The organism is Mesorhizobium sp. KR9-304 (assembly GCF_040049215.1).
Classification (GTDB): Bacteria; Pseudomonadota; Alphaproteobacteria; order Rhizobiales; family Rhizobiaceae; genus Mesorhizobium_K.
Genome location: NZ_JBDZDN010000002.1, coordinates 775556 through 792998, shown reverse-complemented (window position 1 = coordinate 792998; position 17443 = coordinate 775556). Strand labels below are relative to the sequence as shown.

Below are 17443 nucleotides of genomic sequence, written 5' to 3'. Positions count from 1 at the left end.
ATGCGGTTCGTCAAGCTTTTCCTGCGCATCCTCCGCTACACGATCTATGCCGCGCTCGCCTTCGTCATCGCCGCCGTCGCGGTGCTGACGCTGACCGAGCGGGGCAGGGACAATCTTGCAGGGTTGATCTCGGATTTCGTTTCCTCGCCTGACCGGATCATCAAGATCGCGGGCATGGACGGCATCTGGTCGGGCAATCTGACGCTGCAAAGCGTGGTGCTGGAAGACGCGGACGGACCCTGGCTCGTGGCGCGCAACGTCGCGGTCGATTGGTCGCCGCTCAAGCTTTTCTCGGCGACGTTCGCCGCCGACCGCATCTTCGCCGAGCGGATCGAGCTGGCGCGCGCGCCAAAGCCGGCGAGCGAGCCCAAGGAGGAGGCGGGTCCGTTCTCGCTGCCGGTTTCGGTCGATCTCAAGCAGATCGACTTGCCCGACATAGCGCTCGGGCCGGCGCTCGCCGGCGGCGTCGCATCGGTCGCGGCGAAAGGTTCGGCGCGTGCGGAAGCCTCGCCGCTGCAGATCGTGTCGCAACTCAACATCGCGCGCAGCGACGGGCGCGCCGGCAATATCGACGCATCGATCGATTTCGCGCCGGACGAGAACCGGCTTGGCATCGACATCCGAGCCTCTGAACCGGCGGGCGGCATCCTTGCCAATCTGCTCAAGCTTCCCGGTGAGCCGGCGGTCGAAATCAACGTTTCGGGCAGCGGGCCGGCGGCCGACTGGTCGGGCAGTGGCACCTTCGCCGTCGACGGGACGGTCGTCACCCGCGTCGAGGCCCGGCACCAGTTGACCGACAGGGGCAGTGCGATCGAGGCCAAGGGCGACGGCGATTTCGAGCGTTTCATGCCGGAGAACCTCAAGCCGCTGCTATCAGGGAAATCGAGCTTTGACTTCGCCGGTCTCCTGACAGGGGCCGGAGGCGTCCAGGTCGAGCGCGCCACCATCGGAAGCAATGCCATCGAGGCCACCGCGTCGGGCACGCTCGACCCGGAAGGCGCCAGCGACTTCGCACTGCAGATCGAGGCGGCGGGAGAGGGCGTGCCGCTCTCGTTCGGCACCGAAGACAGCCCGATCGACATGGTGCTGCAGTCGGCATCGTTTCGCGCCATCGGCGACGGGCGCGAGCCGAACCTCGACATCGCCGCCTCGCTTTCGAGAGTGGCGACCAACGACGCCGAGCTCGACGATCTGGCGATAGCGCTGCATTCCGACGCCTTCAACATCGAGAGCCGCAGCGGGCCGGTAACCGGAACCGCCACCGCGGCAGCCTTGATCATCGACAATCCGACCATCGCACCGCTGATCGCCGGCAAGATCAGCGCCGGGATCGCCGGCACGCTGACGACGGATACGCTTGTTGTCACAGACGGCAATCTCGGCAGCGAGGCGCTGGCGGGCAAATTCACCGGCGAAGTGTCGCTGGTCGATGGCTCGGTGACGCTGAAGCTCAACGCCGACGTGGCGTCGGCGGCGCTGCCGGCTTCGTTGCGGCCGGCGCTTGCGGAACGGGTCAACTTGACGGCCGATATCTCCCGGGACCATGAGGGAATGGTTTCGGCCGATCCCTTCGCCATCTCGTCGGGCGAGCTCTCGGCATCGGGAAAGGTGCGCACCGCAAACCAGGAGATCGACGCCGACATCACCGGCCGGCTGGGCAATGTCGGGCTGCTGGCTCAGGGCGCGACCGGCGCCGTCGACCTCGCGGTGACGGCAAAGGGGGCGCTGGCGAAGCCCGATGTGTCGCTGACGGTAACCAGCGACCGGATCCAGGCGGCGGGACGCGAGATCGAAGGGCTGAAGCTCGTCGCGACAGGCAAGGCCGACGTCGACAATCCAGCGGCGGACGTGTCGCTGACCGGCGTGGTCGGTGGCGAGACGCTCGACGGCAAGGCCAAACTGTCAACCTCTGGCGGCAGGCGCGAGGTCAAGGGACTGACGCTATCGCTCGGGGCAAACCGGATTGCCGGCGATCTGGTGCTTGACGAGAAATTCCTGCCGCTCGGCACGGTCAACTTCCAGCTTCCCGATGTCGGCGCGCTGGCAGCGCTTGCGCTGGAAACGGTGAAGGGCGACCTCAACGGCACGATCAGCTTCACCGACGATGCCGGCAAGCCGGAACTTGCCGTGAACGCCACGACCAAGGCGATTTCGCGCGGTGACATCACCGCGGCCAACGTCGCGATCGACGCTACCGTCAACGACTATCTTTCGGCGCCTGCCGTCTCCGGGCGCGTGCAGGCGGCGACGGTGACTTCCGGCGAGACGGTGATAAAGGGCATCGACGTGACGCTGACCCAGCAGGCCGGCTGGACAGGCTTCGACGGCGGCGCGACGGTGTCGGATATCCCGGCACGCGCCTCCGGCCGCGTGCAGGTTGCGAACGGCAGAACCGTGATCGAGCTAGCCTCCGGCCAGGCCACCGTGCGCGGCCTGAAGGTGGCGCTGGCGCGCCCGTCGAGGATCGAGATTGCTGGCGGCGCCACGACGCTCGACAAGGTCGCGGTCGACGTGGGCGGTGGCACTGCCTTGGTGTCGGGAACGGCGGGCTCGACGCTGAATCTCAATGCCACGCTGACGGCCGTGCCGGCCTCGGTCACGAACAATTTCGTGCCTGGCCTCGATGCAGCAGGGACCATTTCCGGCACCGCCAGGGTTACAGGTGCGGCAGCCAATCCCGCCATAGGTTATTCGATCGACTGGAAGAGCGCGCAGACGGCGCAGACGCGTTCTGCCGGCCTTGGTGCGTTCGCCGTCGCGTCCAGCGGCGATTTTACCGGCGGCAGGCTGAAGTTCCAGGCCAATGCTGCGGGCGGTGGAGGCCTCGGCCTCAAGGGCGGCGGCACGGTGGACACGGGGTCGCGCGCGCTCTCGCTCGATTTTTCGGGCGGCGTGCCGTTCTCCTTCCTGGCTTCTAAGCTGGCGTCGTCGGGTCTGGCGCTCACCGGCAGCTCGAACGTCAATCTGCAGGTGCGCGGCACGACCAACGCGCCCGTCATCGGCGGTTCGCTGTCGACATCGGGCGCGCGTTTCGTTGCCGCGGCTTCCGGCATCGCCATCAACGACATCCGCGCCGAGATCGCGATGGCGAACGGCGTCGCAACCGTGCGCACGCTGACCGGATCGCTATCGACCGGCGGAAGCATCTCCGGTTCGGGAACCGTCGGCATCAATCCCGGCAGCGGATTCCCGGCTGATCTCAAGATCAAGATCGTCAACGGGCGCTACACGGACGGGCGTGTCGTCACCACGACGCTGAACGGCGACCTCGCCATCAGGGGGCCGCTGCTATCGAGGCCAGTGCTGTCGGGCACGGTGAACCTCGAGAAGACAGTCATCACCGTGCCAGACAGGCTGCCGGGCTCGCTCGCCGCGCTCGATGTCAGGCACAAGAATGCGACGCCCGCGGTGAACGCGCAGGCAGCGGCGCTGGCGCCGTCGACAGCCATCGGCGGAGGCTCGGGGGCGCTGACGCTCGACCTGACGGTGAACGCCAACAATCAGATCTTCGTCACCGGGCGCGGCCTTGACGCCGAACTCGGCGGCAGTCTCAGACTGACCGGCTCGACCGCGGCGCCGCAAGCCGTCGGCCAGTTCACGCTGCGGCGCGGCCGGCTCTCCGTGCTCGGCAGGCGGCTCATCTTCTCGCGCGGCACGATCAGCTTCGCCGGCTCGCTGGTCCCCACCCTCGACTTCGCGGCCGATTCGGACGTCGGCAGCACCACGGTTACGGTGACGATCAGCGGCCCGGCCAACAATCCAAAATTCAATTTCTCCTCCGTGCCCGCGCTACCAGAGGACGAGGCGCTGGCGCAGCTGATCTTCGGCCGGTCCATGTCCAACCTGTCGCCGCTGCAGATCGCCCAGCTTGCGGATGCGGCGGCATCGCTGACCGGTGCGGGCGGCAGTTCATCGCTGCTTCAGTCGCTGCGCAGCCAGATCGGCGTCGACGATCTCGATATCAGGACCAATGAGGACGGAAGCACTTCAGTATCGGCCGGCAAATACCTCAACGACCGCACGTATTTCTCGCTGGAAAAGGGCGACAAGGCCGGCTCCGGCAAGGCCAAGATCGATCTCGATATCGGCAAGGGCGTGAAGTTGCGCGGCGAGGCGAACGACGGCGGGGAAGCCAAGGGCGGCATCTTCTTCGAACGCGAGTATTGAGCAGCTTCCCGGGCGCGGACGTTCTGGCCTTACTTCAGGAGCGCTTCTGGCGCTGTCGGTGTCGACGCGACCGTCTCATTCTAATCGTGTCGGCAGGATTTCCGGAATCTCGCCGCGTTAACAATTTTGCGCCAAGTTTGTCGCATTCGCGCATACCGGCTCCCATCCAAAGTTGCACATTCTCTACGGGTTCTCATTCCCGTCTGCTTTGACAACGCAGGCCGGATGCGGAATTGTAATCGGCAGAAAGCCAACAATGGGAGTTCGTCATGACATTCTACAGGAGTAACGGGGACCGCGTTCCGGACCACATCCGCGAGATGGCCGAGAGCGCCAAGGCGGGAACGGTGGACCGTCGTGAATTTCTCGCGATGGCAAGCGTGTTCGGCGCTTCGACCGCGATGGCCTACGGCATGCTCGGCGTTGCGGTGCCGATGGAGGCGCAGGCCCAGGAGCCCAAGAAGGGTGGCGTCCTGAAGGTCGCGATGTCGATCAAGGATCCCAAGGACCCGCGTACCGCCGACTGGTCCGAAATCGCCAACGCTCAGCGCCAGACCCTCGAAGGACTGGTAAAATACACGCGCGAATTCACCTTCGAGCCAAATCTCATCGAGAGCTGGGATGTGAACGACGACGCCACCGAATACGTCCTCCACGTCCGTCCGAATGTCGCCTGGACCAATGGCGACACCTTCAACGCCGACGACGTGGTCTTCAACTTCACGCGTTGGGCCGACAAGAGCGCCGAAGGCAATTCGATGCCGGGCCGTCTCGGCACGATCGTCGATGAAGCTTCGGGCAAGCTGCGCGAAGGCGCGGTGACCAAGGTCGACGACATGACGGTCAAGATTTCGCTGACCAAGCCTGACATCGCGTTGATCCCGAGTCTGTGCGACTATCCGGCACTGATCGTGCACCGCTCGTTCGACGAGACCGGCCGCGATTTCGTCAAGAACCCGATCGGGACCGGCGCGTTTGAGCTCGTCTCCTACGACGTCGGCCAGAAGGTCGTGTACAAGCGTCGCGAAAACGGCGCCTGGTGGAAGGGCGACGTTTATTTGGACGGCGTCGAATTCATTGACTACGGCACCGATCCGTCGGCCATGGTTTCCGCTTATGAGGCGGGCGAAGTGCACACCAACCACGAGACCACGGCCGACTACGTGACGATCCTCGAAGGCGTCGGCGCTCTGACCTCGGAAGTCGTCACCGCTTCGACGATCGTGGCGCGCACCAACGTCGCCAACAAGCCTTATGACGACCAGAAGGTGCGCAACGCGCTGCAGCTCGCGGTCGATAACGCGGTCGTGCTTCAGCTTGGCTACGGCAATGCCGGCGCGCCGGCGGAAAACCACCACGTCGCGCCGATCCATCCGGAATATGTGGCGCTGCCGAAGATTGCCCGCGATCCGGCAAAGGCCAAGGCGATGATGGCCGAAGCCGGCCAGGCCGACTTCGAGCACGAACTGATCACCGTCGACGAGGACTGGCACAAGAACACCGGCGACGCCATCGCCGCGCAGTTGCGCGACGCCGGCATCAAGGTCAAGCGGACGGTGCTGCCCGGCTCGACCTTCTGGAACGACTGGACGAAGTATCCCTACTCGCTCACCAACTGGAACATGCGTCCGCTTGGCGTCCAGGTGGTCGCCATCGCCTACCGGACCGGCGAGGCCTGGAACGAGGCAGCATACTCCAATCCGGAGCTCGACGCCGCCATCGGCGAGGCGCTTTCCATCGCCGACGCGGAGAAGCGCAAGGTGGTCATGGAGAAGATCGAGACCATCCTGCAGAGCTCGGGCATCATCATCCAGCCCTACTGGCGCAAGCTCTACAACAGCTCGATGCCTTCGGTGAAGAACCACGGCATGCATCCGACCTTCGAGCATGAGTACGGCAAGGTCTGGCTGGAAGAAGCTTGATCGCTTCGGCGACGGGAGAGGGGCTCTGCCCCTCTCCGCTCAAATGACAACTGGACGCATCTAACCCCAACCCGCACGGCAGGGGGCGAGCATGCTTGCATTCATTCTACGGCGTCTCGGCACCATGGTTCTCACCATGTTCTGTCTGACGATGGTCGTATTCTTCATGATCAATCTCGAGCCGAACCTGCGCAAGCTGGCAATCAGCCAGCTCGACATGCGCTCGTCTGATGCGCATATCGAGAGCTGGCTGACGAAGAACGGATACCGTCAAAACTTTTTCCTGCGCTACGGCCAGTGGCTGGGTGTCGTGCAGAAGCAGCCCAACATCGATCCCGATACGGGCAAGGCTGTACCCAGATTCAGCTACTGCAACGAGCCGGCCGAACCTCACTACGGTGGCATACTGCAGGGCGATTTCGGCTGTTCGACCAAGTTCAAGACGACCGTCGCCTCGAAGCTCTTCCCGGCGCTGGGCGCCACCGGCATCCTGATGTTCTGGGTCATGGCGACGATGGTGCCCATCGCGCTGCTGATCGGCATCCTTGCCGGCATGCGCGAAGGCACGCGAACGGACCGGACGCTCTCGGTCGCCTCGATTGCGACGACGGCCACGCCCGAATACGTTTCGGGCATCATCTTCACCGTCATCTTCGCTTCGTGGCTCGGCTGGCTGAATGGCTCGGCGGCATCGGCCACCGGGCAAGGCATCACCTTCTACAACTTCACCCTGCCGGTGATGACGATGGCGATCTACGGCATCGGCTATATTGCCCGCATGACCCGCGCCTCGATGGTCGAGGTGATGACGCAGCAATACATCCGCACGGCGCGTTTGAAGGGCCTCTCATTCTCCAACGTGGTCATCAAGCACGCGCTGCGCAATGCGCTGATCGCGCCGTTCACCGTCATCATGCTGCAGTTCCCGTGGCTGCTGACCGGCGTCGTTATCGTCGAGACGATGTTCCGATATCAGGGTTTCGGCTACACGCTGGTCGAGGCAGCCCAGAACAATGATATCGACCTTCTGCTTGGCTGCTCGCTGGTGTCGGTCCTCATCGTGCTGATGACGCAGCTCATCTCCGACATAGGCTACGCCTATCTCAATCCGCGCATCAGAGTGCAGTAGGGGACGCCGGCGATGGGGATCGAATACATAGGCGCCTTCCAGGTTGTCCTCGGCGTGATCGCCCGCTTCTGGCCGGTATGGCTGGGGCTGGCGATCATGCTGACTTTGAGCTTCACCTTCAAGAAAAAGCTCGGTCTCTACGGCCAGCTCTTCGACAGTGGGGTGGGCATCGCCGGCGTCGCGATCTGCTTTTTCTGGCTGTTCACGGCGATCTTTGCCTCGACGATTGCGCCCTTCGATCCGCTCGGCCAAGTTGCGATCATGAAGGACGCGCTGCCGGGCGCAATCGAGCCCGCGTCGCACAAAATCTACCTTTTCGGCGGCGACAAGCTCGCCCGCGACGTGTTTTCGCGCATGGTGTTCGGCAGCCAGATCGTGCTGATCATAGCGCCGGCGGCAACTGCCTTCGCGCTGATGGTCGGCATCACGCTCGGCCTGCCGGCCGGCTATTACGGCGGCCGGATCGACTCGGTGCTTTCCTTCCTCGCCAACCTCGTGCTGGCGTTCCCGGTCATCCTGCTCTTCTATCTGCTGGTCACGCCGGGAATCATGGACACGCCGATCCCTTACGGGCTCGCCGGGCTCTTCTTCCTGTTTCCGATCATCTTCTTCGCCACACTGTTCTGGACGCGATTCAAGGACCGGCCGGACAAGCTCTACCTGACGCTCGGACTGACGCTCGTGCTCGGATTCTGGGTCTATGCCGGCCTCGTCTTCAACGCCGACCCGCTCGGCATCGTTTCCATCGAACCCAACCAGCTCAATATCTTCGTGGCCGTGGTGTTCGCGTCGAGCCCGGGCGTGTTCCGCATCGTTCGTGGTCTGGTCATGGACATCAAGACGCGCGACTATGTTGCGGCGGCGCAGACCCGCGGCGAGAGCCCCTGGTACATCATGCTGTGGGAAATCCTGCCCAATGCGCGCGGTCCGCTGATCGTCGATGCATGCCTGCGCATCGGCTACACGACGATCCTGCTCGGTACACTCGGCTATTTCGGCCTCGGACTGGCGCCGGAAAGCCCGGACTGGGGCACCGCGATCAAGGATGCCAGCCGCCTGCTGCGCTCCTTCATCCACCCGGCGCTGCCGCCCACAATCGCACTGATGTCCTTCGTGCTCGGCCTCAACCTGCTTGCCGACGCGCTGCGCGAACAATCGATGAAAGACTGAAGCCATGTGGTTCTGGAGGCACTGCCGGCTTCCGGAATACGGGCGATAGGAGCGGATGATGAACGAAGCTGTGAAGGCCACGAACATCCAGAACGCCGAACCGATCATCGACATCGAGAACCTGTCGATCTCGTTCTTCACGCGGCGCGGCGAAATCCCTGCGGTTATGGACTTCTCCTGCAAGGTCATGCCCGGCGAGGCGATGGGCATCGTCGGCGAGAGCGGCTGCGGCAAGTCGACCGTCTCGCTCGGCATCATGCGTGATCTTTCCAACGTCGGCAAAATCGTCGGCGGCCGCATCAGGTTCAAGGGCAAGGACATGGGCGAACTGTCCGAGGAGGAGCTGCGTTCCATCCGCGGCAACGAGATCGCCATGATCTACCAGGAACCGATGGCCTCGCTGAACCCGGCGATGAAGGTCGGCCAGCAATTGATGGAAGTGCCGATCCTGCACGACAAGGTGTCGAAGGAGGAGGCCTACAAACGCGCCCTGGAAACGGTTCGCGCGGTGAAGCTCCCCGACCCCGAGCGCATGATGAAATCCTATCCGCACCAGCTCTCGGGCGGCCAGCAACAACGCATCGTCATCGCGATGGCGCTGCTGTCGAAGCCGGCGCTGCTGCTGCTCGACGAGCCGACGACGGCGCTAGACGTGACGGTCGAGGCCGGCATCGTGCAACTCGTGAAGGGGCTCGGCAAGGAATTCGGGACCTCGATGATCTTCGTGTCGCACAATCTCGGCCTGATCCTCGAAACCTGCGACCGCATCACCGTCATGTATTCCGGCGAGGCGGTGGAAACCGGCAACATCCGCGACGTTTTCGACCGCATGCGGCACCCCTATACACAGGGCCTGTTCCGCTCGATTCCGCTGCCCGGCGCCGACAAGAATTCGCGGCCGCTGGTCGCCATTCCCGGTCAGCTGCCGCTGCCGCACGAGCGGCCGAAGGGCTGCAATTTCGGCCCGCGCTGCCATCATTTCGTGGAAGGCCTCTGCAACGCCGCCGAGATTCCGATGATCCCGGTAGAAGGCCATGACGGTCATTTCAGCCGCTGCGTGCGCTTCAACGAGATTGACTGGAGCGCGATGCCGGCGGGCGCCAAGGAGAAGAAGGAACCGGTCAAGCCCGGCGCGCCGATGCTCAAGATCGAGGATCTCAGGAAATACTACAAGGTTTCGGCCAATGAGATTTTCGGCGGGGCCGAGCCGAGGACGGTCAAGGCCAACGAGACGATCAGCTTCATGGCGCGCGAAAGCGAGACGGTGGCGATCGTCGGCGAGTCTGGCTGCGGAAAGTCGACACTCGCGAAGGTACTGCTCGGCCTCGAGACGGCCTCGTCGGGCACGGTTACGCTCGGCAACAAGGAGATCCAGTCGACCGGCATCGAGATGCGCGACGTGCAGACCGTGTCGTCGATCCAGATGGTGTTCCAGAACCCGTTCGATACGCTGAACCCCAGCCATTCGGTGGGTTCGCAGATCATCCGGACGCTAGAGAAGTTCAAGGTCGGCAAGACTGTCGCCGACCGCCGCCAGCGCATGCTCGAACTTCTCGACCTGGTGAAGCTCCCTCGCGCTTTCGCCGAGCGCATGCCGCGCCAGCTTTCAGGCGGGCAGAAGCAGCGCATCGGCGTCGCCCGCGCCTTTGCGGGCAATGCCAAGGTGGTGGTGGCCGATGAGCCGGTGTCGGCGCTCGACGTTTCGGTACAGGCCGCCGTCACCGAGCTTTTGATGGATATCCAGCGCAAGAACAAGACGACGATGCTGTTCATCAGCCACGATCTCAGTGTGGTGCGCTACATCGCCGACCGCGTCGTCGTCATGTATCTCGGCTACATCGTCGAGCAGGGCACGACGGACCAGATATTCTCGCCGCCCTATCACCCCTATACCGAGGCGCTGCTGTCGGCGATCCCGATCGCCGACACCTCCGTGGTGAAGAAGCACATCGTGCTCGAAGGCGACATTCCCTCCGCCATGAACCCGCCGTCCGGCTGCCCATTCCAGACGCGCTGCGGCTACAAGAAGCTGGTGCCCGGCAACCTCTGCGAAACGCAGGTGCCGCCGGTGAAGGATCTCGGCGGCGGCCACAAAAGCCTGTGCTGGCTCGACGACGACGTGCTCGCCAAGATGGAGCCGGTGATCAAGTTCGACGTGGAGCACGCTGCGCATGAGGGCGTACCCGAGGATGCACCTCGCGGCTCCGGTCCAGGATTTGTCGGCGAGCCGCCCAAACGTCCGAGCGGCAAGACCGCCACAGCGGAAGCCGGCGAATTCGCCGAGGACGCAGAGGAGGCTGAATCGACGATCCGCGCGCGCAACCACGAGCATCGCGACGAGACCTCCGAGCCGCGCGCGGCCGACGATCATTCGCACGTCGCGCCGTTTGCGCCGCGCACCGTCGGCGAGGGGCGTCAAAGCGAGGACGAGGACGTGGGCTCGGCTTTCGAGCCTACCGAGGAAGAGAACGAGGAAAAGGCGAAGAAGACCTAGAGCGGCGAACGCTCAATCGGAATCGCTTCGCCGCTCTATCTCTTTGTTTCAGCATCGGATTTGTCCGAAAACCGCTGCGCACTTTTCGGTTTCCGATGCTCTAGAGCGGACTGTCGGACCGCTTCGCTCTAAACCTGCCGGTCGCAGGACTTGAGCTGGGAGGCGTAGTCGCGCGCAGTCTGCTCGGCTTCGCGGGCGTAGGCCTGCAGGCTAGGCTTCTCTTTCCAGTCGCCGCGCTCGTAGCCGCCCCAACCGAAATAATAGGCAAGGTAGAGGTTGTAAGCGTCATCGGCGGCAACGCCGAAGGCCTTGGTGGTCTTGGCATGATACCAGCCGACGAAATCCACGGCGTCGGCGAAGTCGGTGCGGTCGGCGGATTCATTGCCGGTCTCGCGCTGGTACTGCGCCCAGGTCGCGTCGATCGCTTGCGAGTAGCCATAGGCGGTCGATACGCGCTTCCACGGGATGAAACCGAGCAGCCACGTGCGCGGCGGCTTGGCATTGTGCTGGAAGCCGGATTCCTTGCGCAGCGTTGCCATCAGCACCGAAACCGGCACGCCACGCTTGCGCTCGGTCCGCTCCGCGGCATGCTTCCAATCTTCGAACCAACCGGCCTTTTGGTCGAACACGGCGCAAAGATCGTCGATCCTGCTCGGCGCGGCCGAACGTCCGGGCAAAGCCGCGGCCAATGCGGCGACCAACGCCAATCCTGCAATTTTCGTAAAATGCGACATACGCATGGTTTGACGTGTAGCCCCAAAAGCTGAACGGAATCTTGCACTGTCTGTTAACCCCGTTGGGCTTTTGGCCGGCTCCTGTGTCCAAAGTGGGGCATGCGACAATTGCGACGCCTGATGTCGAATTATTTGTAACCTTCGTCATCAAATGACGCCGTGGCTAAAATCCCGCCGGAGGATGGCGGTTTTTCGATAGTCCCGGGGATCGGGCGGCGCTCTTATGACGGCTGAAAAGAGCCGCCGCCACACCGAGGAGCCAGCGGACGATGTCCGGCCAAACCGTTTCGTTTATCCGCGAATTTCGCCTCGACAACGCGCCGGACGAGGTCGTTCGCGCGGCCAGACGTTGCCTGCTCGACCTGATCGGCGTCGCCGCCGCCGGCTCGCGCCTGCCGGTCAGCCGCATCGCCCGATCGGTCGCACACGCCCAGTTTGGTGGCGGAGAAGCAAAATTCCTGTTCGACGGGCGCAAGGCGAGCGGGACAGGGTCCGCTTTCGCCAACGCCACGACCATCGACGGTTTCGATGCCCATGACGGCCATCCGCTGACCAAGGGCCATGCAGGGTGCGGGGCGCTTTCGGGCCTTGTTGCCTTCGCCGGCGATGGCGAGACGATGAGCGGTCGCGAGGCGCTGGCGCATCTGATCGTCGGCTACGAGGTGGCGATCCGCGCCGGGATCGCGCTGCATGCCAGCGCCGCCGAATACCATACGTCCGGCGCATGGGTTGCGCTTGGCGTGGCGGCGATCGGCTCCCGCTGCCTCGGGCTCGACGCTGCGACGGTCCGCGAGGCCCTCGGCGTCGCCGAGTTCAATGGTCCGCGCAGCCCGATGATGCGCTGCATCGACTACCCCACCATGATCAAGGACGGTTCGGGCTGGGGCGCGATGACCGGCGTTGCCGCCGCGCATCTGGCGGCCGCGGGCTTTACGGGCGCGCCAGCGGTCACAGTCGAGGAAACGGTGCACGAGCCCCTGTGGTCCGACCTCGGCAAGCGCTGGCGCATCACCGAGCAGTATCTGAAGGCCTACCCGGTGTGCCGCTGGGCGCAGCCGGCGGTGGAGGCGGCTGCGCAGCTCAGGCGCGACCATGTCTTTGAAGCGGTGGATGTGGCCTCGATCCGGGTGAAGACCTTCACTGAAGCCAGCAGGCTGCATGTCGCCGCGCCCAGCACCACCGAGGAGGCGCAGTACAGCCTGCCGTTTCCGCTTGCTGCCTTTCTCACACGCGGGAGGCTGGGGCCGGAGGAGATCGACGGGGCAGCGCTCGCAGACGAGGCGATCTTGCGGCTTTCGCGGGCGACAACGCTGATTGACGATCCGCGCTGGTCGTCGCTGTTTCCGGCCGAGCGCTGGGCGGAGGTCGAGATTGCGCTGCGCGACGGGCGGACGCTTCGCTCGGAGCCGGCCGTGGCGCGCGGCAGCGCCGAAAACCCGCTGGACGACGCGGAGGTCAGCGGCAAGTTCCACGCGCTGATGCAGGCCGGCGGCGTCGGCGAGCGAGCCGCAGCGATCGAAGCAATGGTCATGGCGCTGGAGGATCACGGGTCGCTGCGCGACCTGCTGCGTCTCATCCATGCGACCCCTGAAGCCGGAGGTGCTCCGTGAACGCCGAGCCCAGACGCAAACGTGGCGCCGAGCGCACGAGCAACCGAGGTCCGGCGGCGATCCCGCAGTTGCCGCTGCGGCGCGTGCGCAATCCCTACCCGCCGATGGCGCTGCTTTCTGCCGACCAGATCGAGGCGATCCATGAGGCCTCGCTGCATATTCTCGAGAATTTCGGCATCGAGGTGATGAGCGCGCGGGCGCTGGCGCTATTCGAGAAAGCGGGCGCGTCCGTCGACCATGCCACGCAGACAGTTCGGCTCGACCGCGGGCTGGTGGCGGAAGCGCTGAAGACAGCGCCGTCGACCTATACGCTCACCCCGCGCAACCCGGCTCATACAATCCATCTCGGCGGCGACACGATCAACTTCACGCTGGTCGCCGGACCGCCAAATGTACATGACATGGAGCGCGGGCGGCGGGCCGGCAACCTCAGTGACTACCAGGACCTCATCCGGCTTGCGCAGCATTTCAACTGCATCCACATGATCGGCAACCAGGTCTGCGCGCCGGTCGAGATGCCATCGAATTCGCGCCATCTCGACACCTACTTCGCCAATCTCACTTTGACGGACAAGGCGTTCCACGTGTCGGCGATCGGCCGGGGCAGGGCGCTCGACGGCATCTCCATGATGGCGATTTCTCGCGGTCTCACGCTCGATCGGCTCGCCGCCGATCCCGGCGTCACCACGATCATCTCGGTCAACTCGCCGCGGCGCTTCGACGACTCCATGTCGGAAGGGCTGATCACCATGGCCGAGCACGGCCAGTCGGTCGCGGTGACACCTTTCACGCTGATGGGGGCAATGAGCCCGGTGACGCTGGCGGGCGCCTTGGCGCAGCAGAATGCTGAGGCGCTGTTCGGCATCGTGCTGACCCAACTCGTGCGGCCCGGCGCGCCGGTGATGTACGGCGCCTTCACCTCGAACGTCGACATGCGTTCCGGCGCTCCGGCTTTCGGAACGCCCGAAAACACCAAGGCCAATGTCGCGTCGGGGCAGCTGGCGCGGCGCTACAATCTGCCCTACCGCACGACCCCTGGCTCCGCCTCCAACGCGGCGGACGCGCAGGGCGCTTACGAGACGATGATGGCGCTGTGGGGCGCGGTGCTTGGCCACGGCAACCTCGTCTATCACGCCGCCGGCTGGCAGGAGGGCGGGCTGACGGCGAGCTTCGAGAAGCTGATCATCGACGTCGAGATGATCCAGCACATGATGGAGTTCCTGCGGCCGATCGAGGTGAACGAGGGCGAGCTTGCGCTGGACGCGCTCGGGCGAGTGCCGACCGGCGGCCACTTCTTCGGCGAGCCGCACACGCTGGAACGCTATTCGACCGCGTTCTACCAGCCGATGCTGTCCAACTGGCAGAACTATGAGGCGTGGCAGGAAGCCGGCGGGCTCGACGCGACGGCGCGCGCGACGCGGCTGTGGAAGAAGGCGCTGGAGGAATATGTCGAGCCGACGATGGATCCCGCCATCCGAGAATCGCTGGAGGCTTATGTGGCCAAGCGGAAAGAGGCGATCGGGAGCGGGGACCCGTGATGCGTGCGGCCCCCTCCGCCTCGCATTCGCTCGGCACCTCCCCCGTAAACGGGGGAGGTGCCGGGATGCATCGGAATCGACGCTGCGGATCCTCCCTGCGAAGCGGGGGAGGGGGACCGCCGTAGGCGGTGGAGGGGGCAGCGTCGGCCGCTAACAAGGTGATTCAACTCCCTCCCGTCCAGATTCGCCAAAACCTCCCAACCGTCTGAACCAGAAGAGAAAAACATGAAATCGCATGCGCAGGTCGTGGTCATTGGCGGAGGCGTCGTCGGCTGCTCGGTGCTCTTTCACCTGGCGCGCGCGGGCTGGACCGACGTCGTGCTTCTGGAGCGCGACGAACTCACATCCGGCTCGACCTGGCATGCCGCCGGCGGCATGCACACGATTAATGGCGATCCCAATGTCGCCAAGCTGCAGAAGTATACGATCGAGCTCTACAAGGAGATCGAGGAGCTTTCGGGCCAGGCGACCGGCGTGCACATCACCGGGGGCGTGCTGCTCGCCGCGACCGAGGCGCGCATGGACTGGTTGCGCGGCGTGGTCGCCAAGGGCCGCTATCTCGGCCTCGACCTTGAGGAGATCTCGGCGAAGGAAGCCGCCGAGCTGATGCCGCTCATCGACCCCAAGCAGTTCGTCGGCGCGGTGCGCAATTCGGAGGACGGACATCTCGACCCGTCAGGGGTCACGCACGCCTACGCCAAGGCTGCCAGGAAACTCGGAGCGGAAGTCGAGCGCTTCACCAAGGTCGAGGACATCGTCCAGCTTGCCGACGGCAAGTGGCGCGTCATCACCAACAAGGGCGAGGTGATCGCCGAGCATGTCGTCAACGCCGGCGGGCTGTGGGCGCGCGAGGTCGGCCGCATGGTCGGGCTGGAGCTTCCCGTGCTCGCCATGGAGCACATGTACCTGATCACCGAGGACATGCCGGAAGTCGCGGACTGGAATGCGAAAGCCGGCAAGGAGATCATCCATGCCGTCGACTTCGACGGCGAGCTGTATCTGCGCCAGGAACGCGGCGGCATGCTGATGGGAACCTACGAGAAGGCGAACAAGCCATGGTCCGAATTCACAACGCCGTGGAACTTCGGCCATGAATTGCTGGAGCCCGACATCGACCGCATCGCGCCGTCGCTCGAAGTGGGGTTCCGCCATTTCCCGGCCTTCCAGAACACCGGCATCAAACAGATCATCAACGGCCCCTTCACCTTCGCGCCCGACGGCAACCCGCTGGTCGGGCCGGTGCGCGGCCTGCCGGGCTTTTGGGTCGCCTGCGGCGTGATGGCCGGTTTTTCGCAGGGCGGCGGCGTTGGGCTCGCGCTGTCGAACTGGATGATCCATGGCGATCCCGGCGCCGACATCTGGGCAATGGACGTGGCTCGCTACGGCGACTGGGCGTCGATGGCCTATACCAACGCCAAGGTGCGTGAAAACTATTCGCGCCGCTTCTCGATCCGCTTCCCGAATGAGGAGCTGCCGGCGGGCCGGCCACTGAAGACGACGCCGGTCTACGATCTTCTCGCCGGGAAGGGCGCGCAGTTCGGCGTCGCCTACGGGCTGGAAGTGCCGCTCTGGTATGCGCCGGAGGGTGTGAAGGATGAATTCTCCTGGCGGCGCTCGACCGATTTCGAGCACGTTGCGCGCGAGGTCGAGACGGTTCGGTTCGGGGTCGGCCTGACCGAGACCTCCTCCTTTGCGAAGTACCGCGTGGTGGGGCAGGGCGCCGAGGGCTGGCTCGACCGGCTGCTCGCCTGCAAGCTGCCGAAGCCCGGCCGCATGACGCTTGCGCCGATGCTGAAGGAAGACGGCAGGCTGATCGGCGACTTCACGCTCGCCAATATCAGCCGCCAGGGCAAGCCGGGCGAATGGCTGATCCTCGGCTCCGGCGTCGCCGAGCAGTTCCACATGCGCTGGTTCGAAAAACACCTGCCCGACGACGGTTCGGTGGCCATCGAGGCGCTCGGCCTCAAGCGCGTCGGCCTGTCGATCGCCGGGCCGAGCGCCAGGAAGGTGCTGGAGAAAGTGACACGCACGGATGTATCGAACGCGGCCTTCCCCTTTATGGCGATCAAGGCGCTGGACATCGGCATGGCGCCCTGCCTTCTGGGACGCGTCAGCTATACCGGCGATCTCGGCTACGAGATCTGGATGGCGCCGGAATACCAGCGCAGCGTGTTCCATGCGCTGATGGTGGCCGGCGAGGAATTCGGCATCGGGCTGTTCGGCTCGCGGGCGCTCAACGCACTGAGGCTGGAGAAGAATTACGGCTCCTGGGCGCGGGAATACCGGCCGATCTACGGGCCGCTCGAAGCCGGGCTCGACCGCTTCATCGCCTACGGCAAGGAAGCCGACTTCATCGGCAAGGCCGCCGCGCTGGCCGAGAAGCAGGCAGGCGGCAAGCTCAGGCTGCGGACCTTCATCCTCGACAACGACGACGCCGACGTGATCGGCGACGAAGCGATCTGGCATGACGGGCAGGTGCGCGGCTGGGTGACGTCAGGCGGCTATGCGCATGCGTCGAAACTGTCCGTGGCGCTGGGCTATGTGCCAAGGGAGATCGCCGACGATGCCGATGGCTTCGAGATCGAACTGCTCGGCAAGCGGTGTCCCGCGCGCATCCAGCCGGCGCCGCTGTTCGACGCCAATCTGGAGCGGATGCGCGGATGAACGCCGCCCTTCACT

General features: G+C 64.6%; 9 protein-coding genes. 8 read left to right on the top strand and 1 reads right to left on the bottom strand.

Annotated features, from left to right (window positions below; all coding sequences use genetic code 11):
- From ABLE71_RS16125 to ABLE71_RS16105, 5 genes are all read left to right on the top strand, one after another.
- The gene (locus tag ABLE71_RS16125) at positions 1-4167 is read left to right on the top strand and encodes a translocation/assembly module TamB domain-containing protein (RefSeq protein WP_348784444.1); all 4167 of its coding nucleotides are present in this window, start codon (positions 1-3) and stop codon (positions 4165-4167) included.
- 269 nt (positions 4168-4436) lie between these two features.
- Positions 4437-6089 (top strand): ABC transporter substrate-binding protein, encoded by a 1653-nt coding sequence (locus ABLE71_RS16120; RefSeq protein ID WP_348784443.1) that lies wholly within the window; start codon positions 4437-4439, stop codon positions 6087-6089.
- A 91-nt stretch (positions 6090-6180) separates the two neighbouring features.
- Positions 6181-7218: an ABC transporter permease gene (locus ABLE71_RS16115; RefSeq protein ID WP_348784442.1), complete on the top strand. Its 1038-nt coding sequence runs from the start codon at positions 6181-6183 to the stop codon at positions 7216-7218.
- 12 nt (positions 7219-7230) lie between these two features.
- On the top strand, positions 7231-8388 hold the full coding sequence (locus tag ABLE71_RS16110; protein ID WP_348784441.1) for an ABC transporter permease: 1158 nt from the start codon (positions 7231-7233) through the stop codon (positions 8386-8388).
- A gap of 58 nt (positions 8389-8446) precedes the next feature.
- Positions 8447-10882 (top strand): ABC transporter ATP-binding protein, encoded by a 2436-nt coding sequence (locus tag ABLE71_RS16105; RefSeq protein WP_348784440.1) that lies wholly within the window; start codon positions 8447-8449, stop codon positions 10880-10882.
- A gap of 128 nt (positions 10883-11010) precedes the next feature.
- Here the strand turns inward: ABLE71_RS16105 and ABLE71_RS16100 are convergent, their stop codons facing one another.
- Entirely contained in the window at positions 11011-11622 is a 612-nt protein-coding gene (locus ABLE71_RS16100) for a transglycosylase SLT domain-containing protein (RefSeq protein WP_348784439.1), read from the bottom strand.
- A gap of 263 nt (positions 11623-11885) precedes the next feature.
- Between ABLE71_RS16100 and ABLE71_RS16095 the strand changes: the two genes are divergently transcribed.
- The 3 genes from ABLE71_RS16095 to ABLE71_RS16085 all read left to right on the top strand — a co-directional run bounded on the left by ABLE71_RS16095 (position 11886) and on the right by ABLE71_RS16085 (position 17428).
- Positions 11886-13226, top strand: a complete 1341-nt coding sequence (locus ABLE71_RS16095; RefSeq protein ID WP_348784438.1) for an MmgE/PrpD family protein — start codon at positions 11886-11888, stop codon at positions 13224-13226.
- On the top strand, positions 13223-14764 hold the full coding sequence (locus ABLE71_RS16090; protein WP_348784437.1) for a trimethylamine methyltransferase family protein: 1542 nt from the start codon (positions 13223-13225) through the stop codon (positions 14762-14764). Before ABLE71_RS16095 ends, ABLE71_RS16090 begins: the two co-directional genes overlap by 4 nt.
- 225 nt (positions 14765-14989) lie before the next feature.
- Positions 14990-17428: an FAD-dependent oxidoreductase gene (locus ABLE71_RS16085; RefSeq protein ID WP_348784436.1), complete on the top strand. Its 2439-nt coding sequence runs from the start codon at positions 14990-14992 to the stop codon at positions 17426-17428.
- Positions 17429-17443 lie beyond the last annotated feature (15 nt).

What these genes read in the sequence shown, in the direction of transcription:
- ABLE71_RS16115 (WP_348784442.1), top strand. Translation starts at nt 6,181, where the DNA reads ATGCTTGCATTCATTCTACGGCGTCTCGGCACCATGGTTCTCACCATG.
- ABLE71_RS16110 (WP_348784441.1), top strand. Translation starts at nt 7,231, where the DNA reads ATGGGGATCGAATACATAGGCGCCTTCCAGGTTGTCCTCGGCGTGATC.
- ABLE71_RS16095 (WP_348784438.1), top strand. Translation starts at nt 11,886, where the DNA reads ATGTCCGGCCAAACCGTTTCGTTTATCCGCGAATTTCGCCTCGACAAC.
- ABLE71_RS16125 (WP_348784444.1), top strand. Translation starts at nt 1, where the DNA reads ATGCGGTTCGTCAAGCTTTTCCTGCGCATCCTCCGCTACACGATCTAT.
- ABLE71_RS16085 (WP_348784436.1), top strand. Translation starts at nt 14,990, where the DNA reads ATGAAATCGCATGCGCAGGTCGTGGTCATTGGCGGAGGCGTCGTCGGC.
- ABLE71_RS16105 (WP_348784440.1), top strand. Translation starts at nt 8,447, where the DNA reads ATGAACGAAGCTGTGAAGGCCACGAACATCCAGAACGCCGAACCGATC.
- ABLE71_RS16100 (WP_348784439.1), bottom strand. Translation starts at nt 11,622, where the DNA reads ATGCGTATGTCGCATTTTACGAAAATTGCAGGATTGGCGTTGGTCGCC.
- ABLE71_RS16120 (WP_348784443.1), top strand. Translation starts at nt 4,437, where the DNA reads ATGACATTCTACAGGAGTAACGGGGACCGCGTTCCGGACCACATCCGC.